General features: G+C 35.5%; 22 protein-coding genes. 13 read left to right on the top strand and 9 right to left on the bottom strand.

Features of this window, described 5'->3' with window-relative positions:
• Positions 1 to 423: a hypothetical protein gene (locus tag AC2A07_RS02315; RefSeq protein ID WP_484049037.1), complete on the bottom strand. Its 423-nt coding sequence runs from the start codon at positions 421 to 423 to the stop codon at positions 1 to 3.
• On the bottom strand, positions 420 to 1,112 hold the full coding sequence (gene pepE / locus AC2A07_RS02310; protein WP_484049036.1) for a dipeptidase PepE: 693 nt from the start codon (positions 1,110 to 1,112) through the stop codon (positions 420 to 422). The genes AC2A07_RS02315 and pepE overlap by 4 nt, the downstream gene beginning before the upstream one ends.
• Positions 1,113 to 1,307: 195 nt before the next feature.
• Here pepE and AC2A07_RS02305 point away from each other — a divergent pair, with 195 nt between their 5' ends.
• Positions 1,308 to 1,853 (top strand): hypothetical protein, encoded by a 546-nt coding sequence (locus AC2A07_RS02305; protein ID WP_314490625.1) that lies wholly within the window; start codon positions 1,308 to 1,310, stop codon positions 1,851 to 1,853.
• Between the two features lie 151 nt (positions 1,854 to 2,004).
• Complete coding sequence (gene fsa / locus AC2A07_RS02300) at positions 2,005 to 2,658, top strand: fructose-6-phosphate aldolase (protein ID WP_314490624.1); 654 nt, start codon at positions 2,005 to 2,007, stop codon at positions 2,656 to 2,658.
• Positions 2,659 to 2,787: 129 nt separating this feature from the next.
• Here the strand turns inward: fsa and AC2A07_RS02295 are convergent, their stop codons facing one another.
• The 6 genes from AC2A07_RS02295 to pdhA all read right to left on the bottom strand — a co-directional run bounded on the left by AC2A07_RS02295 (position 2,788) and on the right by pdhA (position 7,802).
• Complete coding sequence (locus AC2A07_RS02295; protein ID WP_484049035.1) at positions 2,788 to 2,988, bottom strand: hypothetical protein; 201 nt, start codon at positions 2,986 to 2,988, stop codon at positions 2,788 to 2,790.
• A gap of 163 nt (positions 2,989 to 3,151) precedes the next feature.
• Positions 3,152 to 3,997 carry a GLPGLI family protein gene (locus tag AC2A07_RS02290; RefSeq protein WP_484049034.1) on the bottom strand — a complete coding sequence of 282 codons (846 nt, stop codon included), beginning with the start codon at positions 3,995 to 3,997 and terminating at the stop codon, positions 3,152 to 3,154.
• 24 nt (positions 3,998 to 4,021) lie between these two features.
• Positions 4,022 to 4,510, bottom strand: a complete 489-nt coding sequence (locus AC2A07_RS02285) for a GLPGLI family protein (protein WP_484049033.1) — start codon at positions 4,508 to 4,510, stop codon at positions 4,022 to 4,024.
• An 89-nt stretch (positions 4,511 to 4,599) separates the two neighbouring features.
• Positions 4,600 to 4,887, bottom strand: a complete 288-nt coding sequence (locus AC2A07_RS02280) for a hypothetical protein (RefSeq protein WP_484049032.1) — start codon at positions 4,885 to 4,887, stop codon at positions 4,600 to 4,602.
• A 213-nt stretch (positions 4,888 to 5,100) separates the two neighbouring features.
• Positions 5,101 to 6,717: a dihydrolipoamide acetyltransferase family protein gene (locus AC2A07_RS02275; RefSeq protein WP_484049031.1), complete on the bottom strand. Its 1,617-nt coding sequence runs from the start codon at positions 6,715 to 6,717 to the stop codon at positions 5,101 to 5,103.
• Positions 6,718 to 6,800: 83 nt separating this feature from the next.
• Positions 6,801 to 7,802 (bottom strand): pyruvate dehydrogenase (acetyl-transferring) E1 component subunit alpha, encoded by a 1,002-nt coding sequence (pdhA, locus tag AC2A07_RS02270; RefSeq protein ID WP_484049030.1) that lies wholly within the window; start codon positions 7,800 to 7,802, stop codon positions 6,801 to 6,803.
• A gap of 126 nt (positions 7,803 to 7,928) precedes the next feature.
• On the opposite strand from pdhA, the gene AC2A07_RS02265 reads away from it, so the two are divergent.
• Both AC2A07_RS02265 and AC2A07_RS02260 read left to right on the top strand, forming a co-directional pair.
• Positions 7,929 to 8,576: a phosphatase PAP2 family protein gene (locus AC2A07_RS02265; RefSeq protein ID WP_484049029.1), complete on the top strand. Its 648-nt coding sequence runs from the start codon at positions 7,929 to 7,931 to the stop codon at positions 8,574 to 8,576.
• A 119-nt stretch (positions 8,577 to 8,695) separates the two neighbouring features.
• The gene (locus AC2A07_RS02260; protein ID WP_484049028.1) at positions 8,696 to 9,163 is read left to right on the top strand and encodes a BlaI/MecI/CopY family transcriptional regulator; all 468 of its coding nucleotides are present in this window, start codon (positions 8,696 to 8,698) and stop codon (positions 9,161 to 9,163) included.
• A 163-nt stretch (positions 9,164 to 9,326) separates the two neighbouring features.
• Here the strand turns inward: AC2A07_RS02260 and AC2A07_RS02255 are convergent, their stop codons facing one another.
• Positions 9,327 to 9,707 (bottom strand): RNA-binding protein, encoded by a 381-nt coding sequence (locus AC2A07_RS02255; RefSeq protein WP_314490604.1) that lies wholly within the window; start codon positions 9,705 to 9,707, stop codon positions 9,327 to 9,329.
• A gap of 347 nt (positions 9,708 to 10,054) precedes the next feature.
• Between AC2A07_RS02255 and AC2A07_RS02250 the strand changes: the two genes are divergently transcribed.
• The 9 genes from AC2A07_RS02250 to AC2A07_RS02210 all read left to right on the top strand — a co-directional run bounded on the left by AC2A07_RS02250 (position 10,055) and on the right by AC2A07_RS02210 (position 19,856).
• Positions 10,055 to 10,450 (top strand): acyl-CoA thioesterase, encoded by a 396-nt coding sequence (locus tag AC2A07_RS02250; RefSeq protein ID WP_314490601.1) that lies wholly within the window; start codon positions 10,055 to 10,057, stop codon positions 10,448 to 10,450.
• Positions 10,447 to 11,007 carry a helix-turn-helix domain-containing protein gene (locus AC2A07_RS02245; RefSeq protein WP_484049027.1) on the top strand — a complete coding sequence of 187 codons (561 nt, stop codon included), beginning with the start codon at positions 10,447 to 10,449 and terminating at the stop codon, positions 11,005 to 11,007. The genes AC2A07_RS02250 and AC2A07_RS02245 overlap by 4 nt, the downstream gene beginning before the upstream one ends.
• Before the next feature lie 169 nt (positions 11,008 to 11,176).
• Positions 11,177 to 13,909 carry a heavy metal translocating P-type ATPase gene (locus tag AC2A07_RS02240; RefSeq protein ID WP_484049026.1) on the top strand — a complete coding sequence of 911 codons (2,733 nt, stop codon included), beginning with the start codon at positions 11,177 to 11,179 and terminating at the stop codon, positions 13,907 to 13,909.
• 118 nt (positions 13,910 to 14,027) lie between these two features.
• Complete coding sequence (locus AC2A07_RS02235) at positions 14,028 to 14,756, top strand: DUF72 domain-containing protein (RefSeq protein WP_484049025.1); 729 nt, start codon at positions 14,028 to 14,030, stop codon at positions 14,754 to 14,756.
• A gap of 118 nt (positions 14,757 to 14,874) precedes the next feature.
• Positions 14,875 to 15,741 (top strand): polysaccharide deacetylase family protein, encoded by an 867-nt coding sequence (locus tag AC2A07_RS02230; protein ID WP_484049024.1) that lies wholly within the window; start codon positions 14,875 to 14,877, stop codon positions 15,739 to 15,741.
• 239 nt (positions 15,742 to 15,980) lie between these two features.
• Complete coding sequence (locus AC2A07_RS02225) at positions 15,981 to 16,640, top strand: YggS family pyridoxal phosphate-dependent enzyme (RefSeq protein WP_484049023.1); 660 nt, start codon at positions 15,981 to 15,983, stop codon at positions 16,638 to 16,640.
• Positions 16,641 to 16,696: 56 nt separating this feature from the next.
• Positions 16,697 to 17,881, top strand: coding sequence for a sigma 54-interacting transcriptional regulator (locus AC2A07_RS02220; RefSeq protein WP_314490586.1), 1,185 nt, complete (start codon positions 16,697 to 16,699; stop codon positions 17,879 to 17,881).
• A 72-nt stretch (positions 17,882 to 17,953) separates the two neighbouring features.
• Entirely contained in the window at positions 17,954 to 19,321 is a 1,368-nt protein-coding gene (locus AC2A07_RS02215) for an MATE family efflux transporter (RefSeq protein ID WP_484049022.1), read from the top strand.
• A gap of 13 nt (positions 19,322 to 19,334) precedes the next feature.
• Complete coding sequence (locus AC2A07_RS02210) at positions 19,335 to 19,856, top strand: GNAT family N-acetyltransferase (protein WP_484049021.1); 522 nt, start codon at positions 19,335 to 19,337, stop codon at positions 19,854 to 19,856.
• The last annotated feature ends 61 nt before the right edge of the window (positions 19,857 to 19,917 follow it).

Here is a 19,917-nt window from a genome sequence, read left to right as displayed (position 1 = left end):
CTAACGAGAATAAAGGTCTTCCAACAAATATAAAACCTTCATCATCATGTTTTTCTTTGAAGACAGACCAAAACCCTTTCCTAATTTTTTGTAAGCTAACAGCTTATCTAAATGAATAATTTTTAGATCAGTAATATATTTATAGTTCAGTAAAAAATCTTTCGAAGCTGCAAATTGGCTTAAGATATAATCTGAATCTTTATCATTAAAATACTTTTTAATAATTTCTTTGCCAAAATAATTATTAATTTTGATATTAGGGTCTTCGGTAATTATTGACAATTTTTTGTGAAATTTTGTTTCTCCATTTTTTAAAACAAAATTAATTACTTCGTAGATTTCTTCATCAGAAATGTTTTTCTCTTGACAATTTAAGGCAATTGATACAATTGCAAAAGTTGTTATCAATATTTTTTTTATCATAAAGATCCTCCTGATTCAATTTCATAAGGCTCTTTTCCTTTTTCAAAAATCCTCGTCAGTTCGCTTCCTTCAACTGTAATTTTATCACCGATTTTTCTGATCCAGTTTCCTTCACGCAGCCCGATAACTTTCATGTCGTTTTGGGTTAAAAATTCTTTGATACGGGTTTCTCTCGTTTCCCCATTATGTTTTAAATCCGGATTTGGATCCAGGTAATGTGGATTGATATTAAACGGAACCAGTCCCATACAGTCAAAACTTGAAGGATAAACAATAGGCATGTCATTCGTGGTTTTCATATTCTGCCCTCCGATGTTGCTTCCTGCACTGCATCCTAAATAGGGTTTTGAATTTTCAATATTTTGCTTTAAAACAGTCATCAGGTTTTCTTCATGTAGGGTTTTAACCAGTAAAAAAGTATTTCCTCCACCTGTAAAATAGCCTTTTGCAGTGTTTATGACATCAATTTTATTCTCAAATTCATGTAGGCCTTTAACTTTGATGTTGATGGTTTCAAAAAAAGACCGTGCTTTGCCTGTGTATTCATCATGGGAAATTCCACCGGGTCTTGCAAACGGAATAAACACAATTTCGTCTATTCCCCGGTATAAACTGATTAATTCTTCTTTTAAATAGTCAAGATATGTTCCGCCGAAAAGGGTTGAAGTCGATGCTAAGATGATATTCATGTTGGATGATGTTGATTGTGACAGATTGTTAGTGACAAAGATAAGTTCAAAACATATCGATTCAAAAAAAAAGCTAAAAATTAATGTCCGGTGTTAATAATTTCAAAAAAAACTTAAATGTTCTGAAATTTAATTTTTTGTGGAATTATTATTGAACCTCTTTAATCAGAATTTTAAAAATGTAAGATTATGAAAATGACTAAAATTAAAATTAAAAATCTGTTTGTTGGTTTATTATTTGTCGGTTTTGCCGGAGTGGCAAACGCTCAGACAACACAGACAGAACCTGCCAATACTTCAACAGAAAACCAGGTTGTCAAAAATCCTGCTATTGAGACGCTGAAAAAGCAGATTGAAGCAAATCCTAAGGATACAGAATCATTGGCAAAACTGGCGACTGCCTATCAGGAATCTTCAGATTGGGTCAATGCCATTGCTACATGGAAAAAGATCTCTGTATTGCTGCCGGACTGGTCACCATCTTATTACAGTCAGGCATATGCCTACCAGGCTGCAAAGGATAATGTGAATGCAAAGACTTCCTATGAAAAATATATTGCTACGGTAAAACCTGAAGAAGTGGAACAGAATAAGAAGAATCTTGCTTATGCATATTTTTATATTGCCTTCGCAGAGCAGCAGAGTAATCCCGATAAGGCAAAAGAGCATATTGCAAAATCACTGCAGTATGATCCAACTAATCAGGATGCTGTCAAATTAAGCACAGCTTTAAATTCATAAACAGAAAATCCGGAAAAAATTTCCGGATTTTTTTATTTCTGTTAATCATTATTAACACTTATTAAAATACATGAAGTGATATCGTTTTGTAACATCATCTCGATAGGTAATTACAAAGTATTCGTTATCTTTGTTAGAATAAATCTATTATATGAAATTTTTTATTGACACTGCGAATTTAGAGCAAATTAAAGAAGCCAAAGATCTTGGAATTCTGGATGGAGTAACCACTAATCCGTCATTAATGGCAAAGGAAGGGATCCGTGGAGCTGAAGCGATCAGAGATCATTACAAAGCGATCTGTGAAATCGTTGACGGAGATATTTCAGCTGAAGTACTTTCTACCACGTACGAAGAAATGATCAAAGAAGGTGATGAGCTTGCAGCAATCCATCCTAATATTGTGGTTAAAATTCCTATGATCAAAGACGGAATTAAAGCATTAAAATATTTTTCTGACAAAGGAATCAGAACCAACTGTACTCTGATTTTTTCTGTTGGTCAGGCTCTTTTGGCCGCTAAAGCCGGTGCAAGTTATGTATCGCCTTTCTTAGGAAGATTAGATGATATCTCTACAGACGGTTTAAATTTAATTGAAGAGATCAGATTAGTTTTTGATAACTATATGTACGAAACTGAAATTTTAGCAGCTTCCATCCGTCATTCAATGCACATTATTGACTGTGCGAAGATTGGTGCTGATGTGATCACTTCCCCACTTCCTCCGATTTTAAGTTTATTGAAACACCCGTTAACAGACAGCGGACTGGCTCAATTTGTTGCAGATTCTCAGAAACTAGCTTAATTATTCAAGTTTAAAATACAACCGCCCAAAACTAAAGTTTCGGGCGGTTTTTTTATTGTAATAAATCTAATTCTAAAAGATTATTATCTTTTGCATTATTTTCTTTGGCTCTTTTTTCCTGATCATGCATCATTTTATGGTATCAAGCTCTTTTCCATCTGCATCTGTAAATTTAACGGTTCCGCCTCTGGATATTAACTGCCTCATGCATTTCGTCGGATTATTTCTGTAATCGATAAACTGTTTTTTATATTTTTCCTGATTAAGAATAATGAGTGGCTGATATGGAATCTGCAACCGCTTTGTCTCTACTGTAAGATTTGGAACCATTTTTAGAAATATCGAGATACATCAGTTCCGTTTCAGATTTATCTATTGCTGTAGAATCGCTCACAAATTTGTATTCGTAGCTGAATCTTTGGTTTTGTGCATAAAAAAAATACTTGAAAAAGTAAAAATTGTCAATAGTAGGTTTTTCATTATTTGTATTTAATTATTGTAATAACTCAAGTTCTAAAACATTGTTGTCTCTAGCATTGTTTTCTTTAGCCGCTCTTTCTTTGTCTTTAATTAATTTTTCAATATCTAAAGGTTTTCCAGTCTCATCAATTATTCTTATTTTTTCATTGCTTGAAACTATTTGTCTTAAACTTTTAGCCGGATTATTTCTAAAATCAACAAACTGTTTTTTATATTTTATCTCATCGAGTGGAATTGTTGCATTAAAACTCCTTTTTTTATTATCACTTTCCCACTGATAATCTCCGGGAAGTTTTTTGATTTCTTTTAATAAAAAAGAATGCGACTGGGTTTTATCTTCCAATTTTATAATCAATCCGGGAAGACCATGAAATTTATAAGGTCCATCCTGAATCGGGATATCAGCTGCAAACCACGCTGTCCAAGTTCTTCCGGCAAAATTAACGGAAGCCTTCTGAGTATTCAATTCACCCACTTTCTCTTTATCCGGCAGTATTTTCCAGTCTAATTTTCTCCTGTCGGTAACCTTGTATTTATCCATTTCAAAGATGGTGAAGAACTCAATTTTAAAATCAGGATATGTTTTTTCAACCACATCCGGCACCAATCCCCAATCTATTCCTGAAAAATCTTTCGCTTCTTTTTGCACTCTGTTCAGATGTATCGAATCTGCTATGCTTTTTTTCAAACTGTAGAATTTAGAACCAATTTTAGTGGCATCTAAAGCCATTATTTCAGTTTCAGATTTGCTTTTTTCAGTAGAATCTTTTACAAATTTATATTCGTAAATGAATCGCTGGTTTTGGGCGATTGATAAAGTTGAAAAAACAAAAGAAAATAATATAAGTGCTTTCCTCATTATTGAATATTTAGAAGTTTAAAGTTATTGTAATAAGTCTAATTCCAAAATGTTATTATTTTTCTTATTGGCTTCGACCTGCTGTTTTTCTCTTTTTTTCATCATTTCGTTCATATCTATTACCTTGCCTGAAGGGTCTCTCATCTCAATTTTTACATCATCTGCCATCATTTGTCTGGTGGCTTTATTGGGATCTGCTCTGCTGTCCAGATATACTTTTCTGTATTTTTTATCATCTAAAACAATGAGTGCCCCATACCTTTCTTTATCTGTGAAGCTGTTCCATTTACTATCACTTTCCATTTTTTGTATGCCTCTCAATTCAAAAGAATGAGATTTTGTTTTGTCTTCAAGTTTTATGATCAGTCCCGGCAGTCCACTGAATTTGTGAGGACCATCCTGAATAGGAATATCGGTTGTAAACCATGCAGTCCAGATTCTGCCTGCGTAAGTACAGGTTGCCTTCTGAGTATTAAACTCACCACCTTTTCTTTTCCGGGCAAAACTTCCCATTTCTGTTTTCTTGATTCCAGAACTCTATATTCATCTGCTCCAAGTGGAGTAAAGTAACTGACCGCGTAATCCGGATAACTTTTTTCCACCTAGTATCGCACTTTTCCTTTCCGTTGAAATCCTTTTAAATTAATATCTGTATTTCCTCCTTTTGACTGCTTTTCAAATTCGGCGTTCAAAATAGAATCAGATTCAAAGACTTCCCTGCTGTAAAACTGTGATCCATCCGGATAAACATTCAAAAGCATTATTTCAGTTTCAACTTTATCTTTTTCTGTTGAATCTCTTACAAATTTATACTCATAAGAAAATCGCTGATTTTGTGAGTAGGTGCAAATACTTATCAATGAAAGTACTCCGATAATAATTCTTTTCATGGTAATTTTTTTTCACTAAAATAGGATATTAATTTTTATTGGCAAAGATTTAGAAGTTAGATGTTAGAAGTCAGATGTCAGATGTTAGATATAAGATATCAGATGTTAGATTTTAGATGTTAAAAGCAAAATTAAGAATTGAACTGCTGAATAAAATTTAAACACAAAAAAACCTCTCGAAGTGAGAGGTTTTTATATCATATAAAAAGAAAATTACAGTAACAGGGTTAGAGGACTTTCTAAATATGTTTTTAAGGTCTGTAAGAACTGAGCTCCCGTAGCACCGTCTACCACTCTGTGGTCACACGCTAATGAAAGTTTCATAATGTTTCCTACTACGATCTGACCGTTCTTTACGATCGGTTTTTCAATAATTGCACCTACTGAAAGAATAGCAGAATTGGGTTGGTTGATGATACTTGTAAAGGTTTCAATACCAAACATTCCTAAGTTAGAAACAGAGAATGTTGACCCTTCCATTTCATTCGCTTTCAGCCCTTTGGATTTTGCTCTCCCGGCCATATCTTTCACTGCAGCAGAAATCTGCGTGTAATTCATCTGATCGGTATTTTTCAGAACAGGAACAACCAATCCGTCAGGAATTGCCACTGCTACTCCAACGTTGATATTCCCTCTGTGAATTACCTTATCACCTGCCCAGCTTGAGTTCACCTGTGGATGTTTTCTCAAAGCAACAGCTGTTGCTTTAATAATCATATCGTTGAATGAAATTTTTGTATCCGGTAATGAATTGATTTCTTTTCTCGCTTCAATGGCTTTATCCATGTTGATTTCAACCATCAGATAATAGTGAGGTGCAGAGAATTTACTTTCAGCAAGACGTTTCGCAATGATATTTCTTACCTGTGAGTTTGGCGTTTCAGTATCTTCTCCCTGAACAAAACTTTGAGCAACCTGAGCTGCTGTATTATTCTGTGCAGGAGCAGATTCAGATTTTTGTGAAGGCTGATAGTTTTCAATATCTTTTTTCACAATTCTTCCGTTTTCACCCGATCCCTGAAGGCTGTTGATATCAACTCCTTTATCCTGAGCCATTTTTTTAGCTAAAGGAGAAATAGCCACTCTGTCTGATGATGAACTGCCTGCAGTTTGTGCAACCGATTTCTCATCTGCTTTCGTTTCAGATTTTTCTTCAGCTGGCTTATCTTCAGATTTTGCTGCCGGTTTTTCAGTACCAACACCAGAAACATCAGTTCCTTCCGGACCGATCATCGCCAAAACGGTATCAACCGGTGCAGCTCCGCCTTCTTCAACACCTTGCTTCAGAAGAATTCCATTAAATTCAGATTCAAAATCCTGAACTGCTTTATCAGTTTCGATTTCAGCAAGAAGATCTCCTTCTTTTACTGTATCTCCAACATTTTTATGCCACTTTGCAACTTTACCCTCCGTCATGGTATCAGAAAGTCTCGGCATAGTAATTACTTCAACTCCTGCAGGAACTTCAGCTGAAGTCTGCTCAACGCTTGTTGATTCATTTTCAGTTTTAGATTCTTCTTCAGATTTTTTTTCTTCAGAAGCACCTTCAGCTGCCGGAGCATTTCCTCCTTTTAATGCAGAAATATCTTCACCTTCTTTACCGATAATTGCCAGGATAGAATCAACTGCTGCTGCAGCACCTTCTTCAACTCCTACGAATAAAAGTGTTCCTTCTATTTCAGATTCGAAATCCTGAACCGCTTTATCGGTTTCGATTTCGGCTAAAATATCTCCTTCTTTTACTTTATCTCCTACTTTTTTATGCCATTTTGCCACCTTACCTTCCGTCATCGTGTCGGAAAGACGTGGCATTGTAATAACTTCTGCCATAATTTATATTGATTTGAGATTCGAGATTCGAGATTTGAGATTAAAAAATTCTCAAAGACCGATCCTCAAATGAATTATTAATTTTAATTTTCTAATTTGTCTAAGAATGGATAATCCTCCTGAGCATAAACATACTCATAGATTTTTTCTGCAGTCGGATATGGGGAATTTTCCATAAACTCGATGCATTCTTCTACGAATTCTCTTGATTTATTGTCTGTTGCCTCCAGTTCCTCTTCAGTAGCCCAGCTGTTTTCAAGGATTCTCGCTTTGATAAGTTCTATCGGATCATCTTTTTTGTGAACAGCAACTTCATCTTTAGATCTGTAAGGCTCAGCATCGGACATAGAGTGTCCTCTGTAACGGTAAGTTCTGGCTTCAATGAAAGTAGGCCCGTCTCCTCTTCTTGCTCTTTCAATAGCCTCGTAAGCAGCTTCAGCCACTTTTTCAGGATCCATTGCATCAACGGCAAGACAAGGCATTTCATATCCTAAACCTAATTTATAGATATCTTCGTGGTTTGCAGTTCTTTTTACAGAAGTTCCCATTGCGTACTGATTGTTTTCAACAACAAACACCACAGGAAGTTTCCAGTTCATTGCCATGTTGAAAGTTTCGTGAAGAGAACCCTGTCTTGCAGCACCATCACCAAAGAAACAAATGTTTACTGCTTTTCTGTCAAAGAATTTATCGGCAAAAGCAATCCCTGCACCTAATGGAATCTGTCCTCCTACAATACCGTGACCTCCGTAAAAACGGTGTTCTTTACTGAAGATGTGCATAGATCCACCCATTCCTCCTGATGTACCCGTAGCCTTACCACAAAGTTCCGCCATGATTCTTTTCGGGTCTACTCCCATTGCCATCGGATGAATGTGACATCTGTAAGCAGTGATCATGCTGTCTTTAGTTAAATCCATTGCATGAGTAAAACCTGCAGGAATTGCTTCCTGACCGTTGTACAAATGTAAAAAACCTCTGATTTTTTGTTTTAAATAAAGAGAACGGCATTTGTCTTCAAACCTTCTCCACATTGTCATATCTTCATACCACTTCAGGTATACCTCTTTAGAAAATTCTTTCATGTGCTAGCTTCTTGCTTATTTATGATGAAATAGTTGAGCAAAAATATAAAAAAAACTTTGTTTTTATTATATATACAGCAATTGTTTTTTTAGTTATAGTGTTATATTTACATCACAAACTTCAATATGGAAGAAAAAAAGACCTTATTACTCTACATTGTCTCAAGAATTATTTCAGATTTTTTTAATCCTCTGGTTTCTCTTTTTATTTATTTTGTGTATTTCAGTATTCAACATTACACTTTCGGTGAAGCTTTTAAACATTTTCTTCCGATTTTACTGATTGCTATTCTGCCTGTTATTATATGGATGGTCTGGAATGTAAAAACGGGACGCTACACCAATATGGATGTTTCCAATCGGATACAGCGAAAAAGTTTATATATATTCATTGCAGTCTGCATTATCTCGTATTTAACTTTCAATTATATTAAAAACGGATTTATTGATTTTGTCATGCTGTTTATTCTGATCCTTCTCTTTGCATTGCAGTTCAGTAATCTGTACATTAAAAGTTCGATGCATACAGCGTTTAATGTATTTGTAGCCTCTTTATTCTTTGCATTTGACAACACGATCGGTTTTGTATGGCTTGCTATTGCAGTCCTGGTTGGCATAACAAGAGTTATTTTGAAGAGACATACCGTGAAAGAAGTATTTATGGGAGCCGGTATCGCTTTTTTGGTTTCTTTTATTTATCTTTATTGCAATAATAAGTATCAGCACAATGACCTGCCTACCGAAGTTATTCCTGTCGAAACCACCATCAATTAAATAAATGGTGATATCATTGTTATGTGAATAGAATCAAAATGCAGGACCGAAACCGGCAGCTTTGATACACAGGCTTGCAAGAAGGCATGCCGTTATATTTAAACAGTAAATATCCAAATATGAAAATAAACCATCTTACGTCAGCAGAAGAAAATCTAATGAAACTTTTTTGGGATTTAAATTCCTTTTATTTAAAGGACGTCATGGAAAAACATCCTGAGCCCAAGCCCCATCAGAATACGGTTTCCACTTATCTGAAAATATTGGTTGAAAAAGGTTATTTATCTACTGAAAAAGAAGGACGAATTTTCAGATACAGTGTTGTTGTTCCGTTTGATGATTATAAAAAATTCTTACTGATACAGCTTTCGCATCAGTTTTTTAATAATTCAGGAAAAGAAGTTTTAGAATTTTTGCTCAAAGAAAATCTTATTTCACAGAATGATCTTAAAGAATTTATCGACCCGTCCATTGAAATCAAACCTGTAAAAGTTAAAACACCAACGCTTGAATACGCTGAAGAAATTTTAAATCCTAAGAAAGATAAGAAAGGAAAAGATAAGAAAAAGAAGAAGAAAAAAAACTGAGAGATTTAGTGTGTGTGACTATTGGCTTTTATTAAAAAACAGGATTGTTGATTTTTACTATATTCAAATAATCAAAATCAGTTTCATTTTCAACATGACGTAACTTATCAAAACTATAAAAATAAAGACATAAAAAAAGCGGCTTAAAAGCCGCTTCAATTTTTTACCAACGACTTCCGCCGCCTCCGTTACCTCCACGGTTGTTATTGCTTCCGTAACCACCTCCAGAGTTACCTCCTCCACGGTTGTTACCATAACTTCCACCTCCGCTTCTGTTATTATCAAAACTTCTTCTTGGTTTTTCTTCTCTTGGCTTAGCCTCAGACACGTTAAGAATCTTACCGTTAAGTTCTTTCTGATTAAGAGCTTCGATAGCCTGAGCTCCTTCTTCGTCACCCATTTCTACGAAACCGAAACCTCTAGAACGACCAGTTTCTCTGTCTGTTACAATTTTAGCAGATGATACATCGCCAAATTCTGCGAATAGATCGTGCAACTCATATTCTTTAGTTGCGTAATTGATGTTTGAAACAAAAATGTTCATTTTAAAAAAAAATTAAAAATTAATATAAATTCTGGTGTATAAAAGAAAAGCAACATAATAATGAACATAATATTGATTCCAAATATAAACGCTTGCAAGATACAATTAAATTAAATAAATCAAAACTTTTTTTAAAGTATTTCAACAAATCTTAGAAATTTAATATTGATTTAATATAATTTAATGTAAATCAATTATTTACAAAAATATAAATCCTGATTTGATGCCAGAAATTTGCCTTGGTTCCAACAATTGAGAATGTAAATAATCGTTATAGCTGTAAGAAATGTGCTCTGATTTCAATATTCATTTTTAAACATTAAATTTGCAGTTCAAATAATAATTACATGAATTACCACACCAGAAAATGGGTAAAACCTGAAGATTTAAATCCTAACCAATCCCTTTTTGGAGGAAAGCTTTTGCAGTGGATTGACGAAGAAGCAGCTTTGTATGCTGTTATCCAGCTAGAGAATAAAAAAGTAGTTACCAAATATATTTCAGAAATCAATTTCGTGAGTTCCGCAAAACAGGGAGATATTATAGAGATCGGTATCGAAGTTTCTGCTTTTGGATCCACTTCGCTAACATTGCAATGTGCAGTCAGAAATAAAATGACGCACCAGACGATTATTACCGTAGACAGAATTGTGATGGTGAATCTTGACGAAGAAGGCAATCCCAGTCCACACGGAAAAACAAAAGTTGAATTCGTAAAAGACCGATTGAGTAATCCTCTATGAAAATCTTCATAAAAAATATGGTCTGCAACCGCTGTATTACAGCGGTTGCAGATATTTTTGAAAAATCTGAAATCAGGGTTACCAGCATTCAACTGGGAGAAGTTGAAAGTCAATCAAATATTTCAGAAAGCGATATGCTTGAAATCGAAACAAGGCTTGAAGAAATCGGTTTTCAAATTATAAAAGATTCTTCCCAACAGCTTGTCGAAAATATTAAAAATCTTGTCATTCTGAAAATAGGAAGATTAGAAACTGATGAGAATTTTCTTTTATCCGGTTTTCTGAGTGCTGCGCTTCATAAAGATTACAGCATCTTATCAAAAGTATTTTCACAAAACGAGAATATCACTTTAGAACAGTATTATATACTTCAAAAAATTGAGAAAGTAAAAGAACTTCTGTTCAATAATGATTTTACCCTGACTGAAATTTCAATTCACATGGGATATAAAAGCGTCCAGCATCTCTCCTCTCAATTCAAAACCACAACAGGTTATACCCCTACTGAGTTTAAAAAAATGAAAGTTTCTGACAGGAAACCGCTTGATTTTGTCTGAAAATTCGAGATCCGGAGAATTTAAGGATTAAATATATATTTTTCTTCCAGGCAAATCCCTTATGGTAGCACTCTAATTCCAAACCCACTAAATTCTGTAACTATTATCCTTAAATTTATAACAGTCTTCAGTTTTCATTTTGGAAATTTGCAGAATAAATTTAAGAATCATGCAGAAGCAATATAAAATACTGGGGATGACCTGTTCAGGTTGTCAGAAAAAAATTTCAGAAAAACTGAACAGCCTTCAGAATATAAGTGCTGATATCAGCCTTGAAAATAATACTGCGACCATCGCTTCTGATCAGGAAATTAATTTGAATGAATTAAATAAAGCTTTGGAAGAAACAGGAAATTACAGATTGGAAGATCCTGATCTTTCTGACAATACTTTTATAAAACCGCAGGACCGTATTTCCCCTTCTTCAGTGTATTACTGCCCGATGGAATGCGAAGGCGACAAAGTATATTTTAAACAGGGCGAAAGATGTCCGGTCTGCAATATGTTTTTAGTTCCGGTAGAAGAAAAACTGGCAAAAGACCCCAATTACAAACCTGCTTTTTCCAAAAGCCATCTTCCTGAAAACTTTAAAGATCACGTTGGGGATTATTATTGCCCTATGTTTTGTGAAGGTGATACTGTATATAATGAAAAAGGAGACTGTCCGGTTTGCCACATGCATTTAGAGGAAATCACTGAAGATCTGCTCAATCATTCAAAATCAAAACATTCTCACCACCATCACCCTCAGGAAACTCTGAAAGTGACCGATGATATGGCGGGCAGGTATTACTGTCCTATGTTCTGTGAAGGAGATAAAACCTACGACAGCAATGTGGGTTGCCCAGTCTGTGGAATGGATCTGGTAAAATACCCTGATAAAAACAGTGATGGTGAGAATGATGAAACATTTTATCTTTTAAAAAGAAAATTTATCACTTCACTCTCATTCACGATTCCTGTTTTTACTCTGTCTATGGGTGGAATGTTTATTGATTTCCCTTTTTCACATCAGACACAAGGTTTTATCGAACTGGTTCTGACGTTTTCTGTTTTGTTCTATTCGGGATGGTTCCTGATGAGAAGAGGATTCGTTTCTTTCAGGACATGGAATCTGAATATGTTCAGTCTGATTGCTTTAGGTGTTTCAGCTGCATTTTTGTTCAGCATAACTGCACTATTTTTCCCCAATACGGTTCCCTATGAAATTACAGGTCATGGTCATGAAAGCCCTCTGTACTTTGAAGCGGTCTGTGTTATTATCACTTTGGTTATTTTAGGACAGCTGATGGAAGCTGCTGCTCACAAAAAGACAGGAAATGCGATCAAAGAACTCATGAATCTTTCTCCGGACGAAGCCAATCTGATCATGGATGGAGAGGAAAAAAGAGTGCCGCTTTCATCCATAAAAATCGGTGATTTTTTAAAAGTAAAACCGGGCGAAAAAATTCCTGTTGATGGAAAAATCAAAGAAGGAAATGCGCTTGTTGACGAAAGTATGATTACCGGAGAACCGGTTCCTATCGAGAAAAGTGTTGGTGATCAGGTAAGTTCAGGAACGATTAACGGAAATCAGGTTTTTATTATGAAGGCTGAAAAAGTGGGTGATGAAACATTACTTTCAAAAATCATCAAGATGGTGAATGAAGCAAGCCGAAGCCGTGCTCCGATTCAGAAATTAACGGATAAGGTAGCTAAAGTTTTTGTCCCCACGGTCATCTTTGCATCGGTCATTACTTTCGCTTTATGGCAGTTTTTTGGTCCTGAAGATAAGAAGAGTCTGTTTGCTTTTATCAATGCCGTTGCAGTTCTTATCGTAGCCTGTCCATGTGCTCTAGGCCTTGCAACTCCCATGTCTCTGATGGTGGGAATCGGTAAAGGTGCGAAGAACGGTATTTTAATAAAAAATGCTGAAGCACTTGAACAGATGAATAAGGTAAACGTTTTAATTACTGACAAGACAGGCACTTTAACTGAAGGAAAACCTTCTGTAGTCCATATTGAAACACTTAATAATAATGAAAATTTAATTTTAAAACTTGCGTATTCCCTTAACCAGAATTCTGAACATCCTTTATCCGGTGCCGTGATTAAAAAAGCGAAACAGGACAACATCCCTGCTGAAAAAGTAAGCAGGTTTGAAAACATTTCGGGAAAAGGCCTTAAAGGGATTATCAATGGCAAAACAATTTATCTCGGTAATGAAAATCTTTTAACTTCAAATCAGATTCTTATTCCTGAAATTTTAAAACAGAAAGTTTTGCAGGAGCAGTCAAAAGCGCATACCATTTCTTATCTGGCGCAGGACAATGAAGTCCTGGGTTGGATCAGTTTTACCGATAAAATTAAAGAAAGTTCTAAAAAAGCAATAGAATTACTGCTGAAAGACGGAGTCGATGTCGTGATGATGACGGGAGATAATGAACATACTGCAAAGGCAGTTGCGGAAACTTTAGGAATCAGACATTTTAAAGCCAACTGTCTTCCGGAAGATAAATTAAACGAAGTAAAACGACTGCAGCAGGAAGGAAAAAAAGTTGCCATGACAGGAGACGGAATCAATGACTCGCCTGCTTTGGCACAGGCAGACATCGGTATTGCTATGGGGACGGGAACTGATGTTGCCATTGAAAGCGCAGAAATTACTTTACTGAAAGGAGACCTACTCGGTGTTGCCAAAGCAAAAATTCTAAGTGAAAAACTCCTTAATAACATTAAAGAAAATCTCTTTTTTGCCTTTATTTATAATGTTCTGGGTATCCCTATTGCGGCAGGTATATTGTATCCTTTTTTTGGGATTTTATTATCCCCGATGATAGCAGCCGCGGCTATGAGCATGAGTTCTCTATCTGTAATATTGAATTCTCTAAGATTAAATACGGTGGATTTGAATGTTAAATAAGTCTGTGATTATTTTTATGTCCTTCAATGTAAAATGCCTTAAGAGATCTAATAATTCTTTGATGGCTTCATTTTGAAGAAAACTGATGATTAAAGCTCATTTAAAATAAATTTTCAACATGAATAAAGAAAATACATACATCGGATGTTCTGGCTTTTCAAACAATGACTGGAAGGGGACTTTATATCCTGAAGATGCGAAAAGCAAAGATTTTTTAATGCTGTATTCCCAGCAGTTCAAAGCCGTTGAAATCAACTCAACATTTTACAGAAAGCCGACTGCAAAAACACTTCAGAAATGGTTTGATGAAACTCCTCATGATTTTAGATTTTTCATTAAAATTCCAAAAACAATAACGCATGAAAAGCATATGGAAAACTGTACTGAAGACATTGCCGAATTCTGCAATCACATTCAACATCACTTAAAAGAAAAACTTGCAGGATTTTTATATCAGTTTCCTCCGTCATTTAAAAACAGTGAAGAAAATCTGAAACTGATTGTGAAGAATATTGATATCAGTTATTTAAACGTTATTGAGTTCCGTCATGAATCCTGGTGGAATGCTCAGGTTTACAAAAGCCTTCAGGAAAACAAAATTATTTTCTCAGGCGTAAGTTTTCCGAGGAAACTCTCCGATGATGTTATGATCAATTCAGATGAAATACTTTATTATCGTCTTCACGGAAAGCCCATCCTTTATAAATCGGAATATTCTCAAGATTTTTTAGATGATCTGGCTGAGAAAATCAGAAATTCTAATCTGAAATCCTATATTTTCTTCAATAATACCTGGGGAGTCTCAGCGATTAAAAATGGCATCTATCTTCAAAAAATAGGTCGCTAATCATTTTTTATTAAAATTAAATTAAATCTTAAAATTAAAACAATTATTGGTACCAGATTTGCTAAATTTAAAACTTGAAAATTAACATTTTTTAACAATTTAATATCCATCCATTTTTATGAAAAAAAACTTTGCGGAAAAGTCTATTAACCGGACTTTTCTAAGGATGTTTGCCACACTGGGCACAACATCGATCCTACTTACGGGCTGTGGTCAGAATACAGAAAAAAAAGAATCTGAAGAAATGACTACAAAAGATCCTCCCGTCGCAAAGCAAGTTTTGAAAATTGAGGATGAAAATATTATTTCAGATAAAAGAGTCATCTACCTTACTTTTGACGATGGCCCTAACCGGGGAACTGAAAATCTACTTAAAATTCTTCATAAAAGAAATGTCTGCGGAACCGCATTTTTAGTCGGAGAGCATGCGAACGGAAGTAAAAGACAAAAAGATGATCTTGAATCTCTGAGAAGAGACAGGCTTATAGAGCTTGCCAATCACAGCCATACCCACGCTCATAATAAATACAGTACTTTTTATCAGAATCCGACAATGGTGGTGCATGATTTTGACAGGGCAAAAGACAGCTTAAAGTTGCAGAGTAGAATTGCAAGAACACCAGGAAGAAATATCTGGAGATTGAATAATATCACCAGTACGGATATAAAAACTTCCAGTGAAGCAGCAAACAGTCTGAAAAATGCCGGCTACAAAGTAATCGGATGGGATCTCGAATGGAAGCCAAATAATAAAATGCAGCTTAAGGATAATCACCAGGCAATGCTGAAAAAAGTAGACAGCATCTTTTTCAATGACCTTGAAAAAACATCCAGACATTTGGTATTTCTTACTCATGACCAATACCTAACGGATGCCGATTCGGTCAACGAACTGGATCTGTTTATTGAAAAACTACAGAAAACCAACCGGTTTGTTTTTAGAAAAATCTCAGAATATCCGAGAATTAATGAAGTTTTAAATTAATTCTTTACCGCAAAAGAGACAAAAGATTTGATGCGTTTAAAGACGTTCAGAAGAAAACAATCGTAACCGTAAAAAATATTTTTACATTCTGACAACTTTTGCATTTCTTTTTTCAATTATGTTTTTTGAAACTTTTGCGGTTAAAAAAAACCTTCTCGAATAATTTTAAAGTTTTTCATTGATGAATAATATTCAAATTTAAATCGTTTTTCTTTTCTAAATTTCAGAAATTTGCACTTATGAGCATTCAGGAAAATTATAAAAAAATAAAGGAACAGCTTCCTTCAGGGGTTGAACTTGTTGCCGTTTCAAAAACGCATCCGGTGTCAGCGATTCAGGAAGTTTATAATTCGGGACAGAAAGTCTTTGGCGAAAATAAAGTTCAGGAACTGGCTGAAAAGTATCCGGTACTTCCCAAAGATATTCAATGGCATCTGATCGGACACCTTCAGACGAATAAAGTTAAATACATTGCTGAATTTATTGACACAATACAGAGCGTTGATTCTGAGAAGCTGATCAATGAGATCAATAAGGAGGCTGGGAAACACAACAGGAAAATAAAGGTTCTGCTTCAGGTTAAGATTGCAGAAGAGGAAACCAAGTTCGGACTCGAACCTGCAGAAGCTGAAAATTTATTTCAAAAATTCACAGTAGGTGATTTTCCCAACATAGACATCACAGGGCTGATGGGAATGGCAACTTTCACGGAAGATAAAGAACAGGTAATAAAGGAGTTCACGAAATTAAAAGGCCTTTTTGATGAATTGAGCCACAAAATTCCTCTGGATACATTGTCAATGGGAATGAGTGATGACTTTCCTGTCGCTATTGAATGCGGTGCTAATTCTGTACGGGTAGGTTCTGCAATTTTTGGACAGAGAGATTACCCGATATAGACTTTTGGGAATGATTTTTGCTAATAATCAAGCAAAAAATACCTAAATTTGCGACTATGCAAAAAATCCTTATTGTAGAAGACGAAAAAGCAATCTCCGGTGTACTCCACAGTATTCTTTCGGATGAGCTTACCGATTACGAATTTGTAATTGCGGAAGACGGCCTTGAAGGCTACAAACAAGTTGAGAAAGAAGACTTTGCCTTAGTAATTTCAGACATTAAAATGCCTAAAATGTCAGGAACTGACTTTTTGAAACAAAGTCTGGTTTTAAAGCCTGAATCAACATTTATCATGATATCGGGGCATGCCGATATTGATTCTGCGGTAGCTTGCTTGAAGGATGGAGCTTACGATTTTATCTCTAAACCAATCGACATCAACCGATTGATTACCAGCGTTAAAAACGCTTTAGTAAAAGAAACGTTAAAGAAAGAAAATAAAAATCTTCAGACAGAAAACAAAACCCTTAAAAGAAAAGTCAACAAAAAATACCAGATGATTGGTGAGTCTGCTCCGTTGAAAAAAATTCAGGAGATGATTGAAAAGGTGGCTGTTTCTGATGCCAGAGTTTTGATTACAGGACCTAACGGTGCAGGTAAAGAGCTGGTAGCTCATGCAATTCATAATCTAAGTGAAAGAGCAAGAGGCCCGATGGTTGAGGTGAATTGTGCAGCTATTCCTTCAGAACTGATCGAATCTGAGCTTTTCGGACACGTAAAGGGTTCATTTACCGGTGCCATTAAAGATAAGCAGGGTAAATTTGAGCAGGCAAACAACGGTACCATTTTCCTTGATGAGATCGGGGACATGAGTTTAATCGCTCAGGCAAAAGTTTTGAGAGCATTACAGGAAAGTAAAGTTTCTCCGGTAGGAAGTGATAAAGAGATAAAAGTTGATGTGAGAGTGCTTGCAGCGACCAACAAAAATATGGCTAAGGAAATCGAAGCCGGAAGATTCAGGGAAGATTTGTATCACAGGCTTTCTGTAATCGAAATCTATGTACCGCCGTTAGATGAGCGAAAAGAAGATATCAAATTGCTGGTTGACCACTTTTCAGGATTGATTTCTGATGAACACGGTACTGCCCTGAAAAAATTTGATGAGTCTGCGATTGATGCCTTAAAAGCACTTTCATGGACTGGAAATATCAGAGAATTGAGAAATGTTGTTGAAAGATTAATTATTCTTGGAGGAACTACGGTATCCGAAGAGGATGTTGCAAGTTTTGTGAGAAAATAATTTAATTATTAATTAAAATAAATTATAAAAATTTGCAGTAACTATACTGCAAATTTTTTTTTATAAACTATTATGAGCTTTTTAAATAAAAATTACACGAAAGAGGCCCTTACCTTGGCTCTTCCTGTAATGCTTACACAAGTGGGGCAGGTTTCTGTAAACCTGTTTGATAATATTATCGTGGGAAAATTACTGGGTGCTGATGCTCTGGCATCCGTATCTTTGGGAAATGCCGTATTTTTTTCTATGTTTGTTCTGGCACTGGGATTTTCTTTTGCCATTCCGCCATTGGTTTCCGAGGCACATTCTAAAAATGATCATGCCACCATCAATTCGGTTTTCAGTCACGGTTTCGTAATTAACATGACTGTAGGGATTATTCTGATGCTTGTCCTGTTTTCAGGATTACCTCTGCTCTATCATTCTGGTCAGCCGGCGAAGATCATTCCGGATACGGTAGACTTTTTATGGATCATGGCGATCAGCATTGTTCCCTTTATGGCATTTCAGACTTTAAGAGAGGTTTCTGAAGGATTATCGTATACGATTGGGGTAACCAAAGCAACAATCATAGCTAATGTGATTAACATTGTACTGAATTATGTTTTCATCAAAGGACTTTGGATCTTCCCGGAAATGGGGGTGAAAGGTTCTGCACTGGCCAGTTTAATTGCGCGGATCTTCATGGTTGTATTTCTTTATTTTGTTCTGATGAAAGAACCTAAAACGAGATTATATGTCAAAGAATTTTCATTAAAAATGCAGGTTTTTTCAAAGAAAATGTTTGAAAAAATGGTAAGGTTAGGTTTTCCTACTGCGTTACAGATGTTCTTTGAGGTAACTGCTTTTGCAGGAGCAGCATTTATCTGCGGATTAATCTCTTCACATGACATTGCTTCACACCAGATTGCATTGAGCATGGCATCATTTACTTTTAATCTGTGTATCGGCTTCAGTGTGGCATCAACAGTGATGATCGGCCGAAAACTTGGCGAACAGAACTTTGTTGAACTGAGAAAAATAGGAATCAACAATCTGAAAATTGCATTTCTCTTTATGTGCTTTTGTGGTGTGATCTTCATTTTAGGCAGAAATATCCTTCCTACATTTTTCACAAAGCCTGAAGAAATTGAAGTGATTATGCTGGCATCAAAATTAATGATCATTGCCGCCCTGTTTCAGCTTTCAGACGGAATTCAGGTAACTGCACTGGGAATGCTGAGAGGTTTGCAGGATGTAAAAATCCCGTCAATCATTACCTTTATAGCCTACTGGCTGATTACAATTCCATTAGGATATTTTCTCTGTGTAACTTTAAGAATGGGCGCCTTCGGAATGTGGATTGCGCTTGGATTGGGATTAACGATATCCGCATTTTTGCTGGTGAAACGTTTTCTGGATATGTCTGCAAAAAGAATAAAAAATCATAAATCAGTTTAATTTTAATACACAAATGAAAGAAATCATCCTGAAAAAAGTGAGTCTGAATGATCTCGAATCACTTCAGATTATAGCGAAACGGACATTTTTTGATACATTTTCCCCACACAATACGGAGGAAAATATGGCTTTGTATATGGCCACAGGTTTCACTCCGGAAAAATTGACTTTAGAAATTCAGAATAAAAATTCACAATTTTTCTTTGCACTTTGTGAAAACGAGGTCATCGGATACCTGAAAGTGAATAACGGTGATGCGCAGACTGAATTGCAGGATGCCCAATCGCTTGAAATAGAAAGAATCTACGTTTCTAAAGATTTTCACGGCCAAAAAGTGGGACAAATCCTGTATGACAAAGCTTTAGAAATTGCCGGAGAGACAGGTGTAGATTACATTTGGCTGGGAGTCTGGGAAGAAAACCACAGAGCTGTTCAGTTTTATAAAAAAAACGGCTTCGTAGAATTTGATCAGCATATTTTTAAATTTGGCAGTGAAGATCAGACTGATTTGATGATGAAAAAGGAACTGAAGTGAATTTTCAGTTGCTGTAAACAGTATTGGAATTGATTCCAAAATGAATACGCCCCGCTGATTG

The organism is Chryseobacterium sp. HNCC26DJ238 (genome assembly GCF_057180465.1).
Note: the sequence above shows the minus strand (reverse complement) of the source record. Positions and strands in the feature narration are given on the sequence as shown.

Excerpts from the sequence above, each read along its gene's own strand:
- AC2A07_RS02315 (WP_484049037.1), bottom strand. The coding sequence starts at position 423 with ATGATAAAAAAAATATTGATAACAACTTTTGCAATTGTATCAATTGCC.
- pepE (WP_484049036.1), bottom strand. The coding sequence starts at position 1,112 with ATGAATATCATCTTAGCATCGACTTCAACCCTTTTCGGCGGAACATAT.
- AC2A07_RS02305 (WP_314490625.1), top strand. The coding sequence starts at position 1,308 with ATGACTAAAATTAAAATTAAAAATCTGTTTGTTGGTTTATTATTTGTC.
- fsa (WP_314490624.1), top strand. The coding sequence starts at position 2,005 with ATGAAATTTTTTATTGACACTGCGAATTTAGAGCAAATTAAAGAAGCC.
- AC2A07_RS02295 (WP_484049035.1), bottom strand. The coding sequence starts at position 2,988 with ATGGTTCCAAATCTTACAGTAGAGACAAAGCGGTTGCAGATTCCATAT.
- AC2A07_RS02290 (WP_484049034.1), bottom strand. The coding sequence starts at position 3,997 with ATGAGGAAAGCACTTATATTATTTTCTTTTGTTTTTTCAACTTTATCA.
- AC2A07_RS02285 (WP_484049033.1), bottom strand. The coding sequence starts at position 4,510 with ATGGGAAGTTTTGCCCGGAAAAGAAAAGGTGGTGAGTTTAATACTCAG.
- AC2A07_RS02280 (WP_484049032.1), bottom strand. The coding sequence starts at position 4,887 with ATGAAAAGAATTATTATCGGAGTACTTTCATTGATAAGTATTTGCACC.
- AC2A07_RS02275 (WP_484049031.1), bottom strand. The coding sequence starts at position 6,717 with ATGGCAGAAGTTATTACAATGCCACGTCTTTCCGACACGATGACGGAA.
- pdhA (WP_484049030.1), bottom strand. The coding sequence starts at position 7,802 with ATGAAAGAATTTTCTAAAGAGGTATACCTGAAGTGGTATGAAGATATG.
- AC2A07_RS02265 (WP_484049029.1), top strand. The coding sequence starts at position 7,929 with ATGGAAGAAAAAAAGACCTTATTACTCTACATTGTCTCAAGAATTATT.
- AC2A07_RS02260 (WP_484049028.1), top strand. The coding sequence starts at position 8,696 with ATGAAAATAAACCATCTTACGTCAGCAGAAGAAAATCTAATGAAACTT.
- AC2A07_RS02255 (WP_314490604.1), bottom strand. The coding sequence starts at position 9,707 with ATGAACATTTTTGTTTCAAACATCAATTACGCAACTAAAGAATATGAG.
- AC2A07_RS02250 (WP_314490601.1), top strand. The coding sequence starts at position 10,055 with ATGAATTACCACACCAGAAAATGGGTAAAACCTGAAGATTTAAATCCT.
- AC2A07_RS02245 (WP_484049027.1), top strand. The coding sequence starts at position 10,447 with ATGAAAATCTTCATAAAAAATATGGTCTGCAACCGCTGTATTACAGCG.
- AC2A07_RS02240 (WP_484049026.1), top strand. The coding sequence starts at position 11,177 with ATGCAGAAGCAATATAAAATACTGGGGATGACCTGTTCAGGTTGTCAG.
- AC2A07_RS02235 (WP_484049025.1), top strand. The coding sequence starts at position 14,028 with ATGAATAAAGAAAATACATACATCGGATGTTCTGGCTTTTCAAACAAT.
- AC2A07_RS02230 (WP_484049024.1), top strand. The coding sequence starts at position 14,875 with ATGAAAAAAAACTTTGCGGAAAAGTCTATTAACCGGACTTTTCTAAGG.
- AC2A07_RS02225 (WP_484049023.1), top strand. The coding sequence starts at position 15,981 with ATGAGCATTCAGGAAAATTATAAAAAAATAAAGGAACAGCTTCCTTCA.
- AC2A07_RS02220 (WP_314490586.1), top strand. The coding sequence starts at position 16,697 with ATGCAAAAAATCCTTATTGTAGAAGACGAAAAAGCAATCTCCGGTGTA.
- AC2A07_RS02215 (WP_484049022.1), top strand. The coding sequence starts at position 17,954 with ATGAGCTTTTTAAATAAAAATTACACGAAAGAGGCCCTTACCTTGGCT.
- AC2A07_RS02210 (WP_484049021.1), top strand. The coding sequence starts at position 19,335 with ATGAAAGAAATCATCCTGAAAAAAGTGAGTCTGAATGATCTCGAATCA.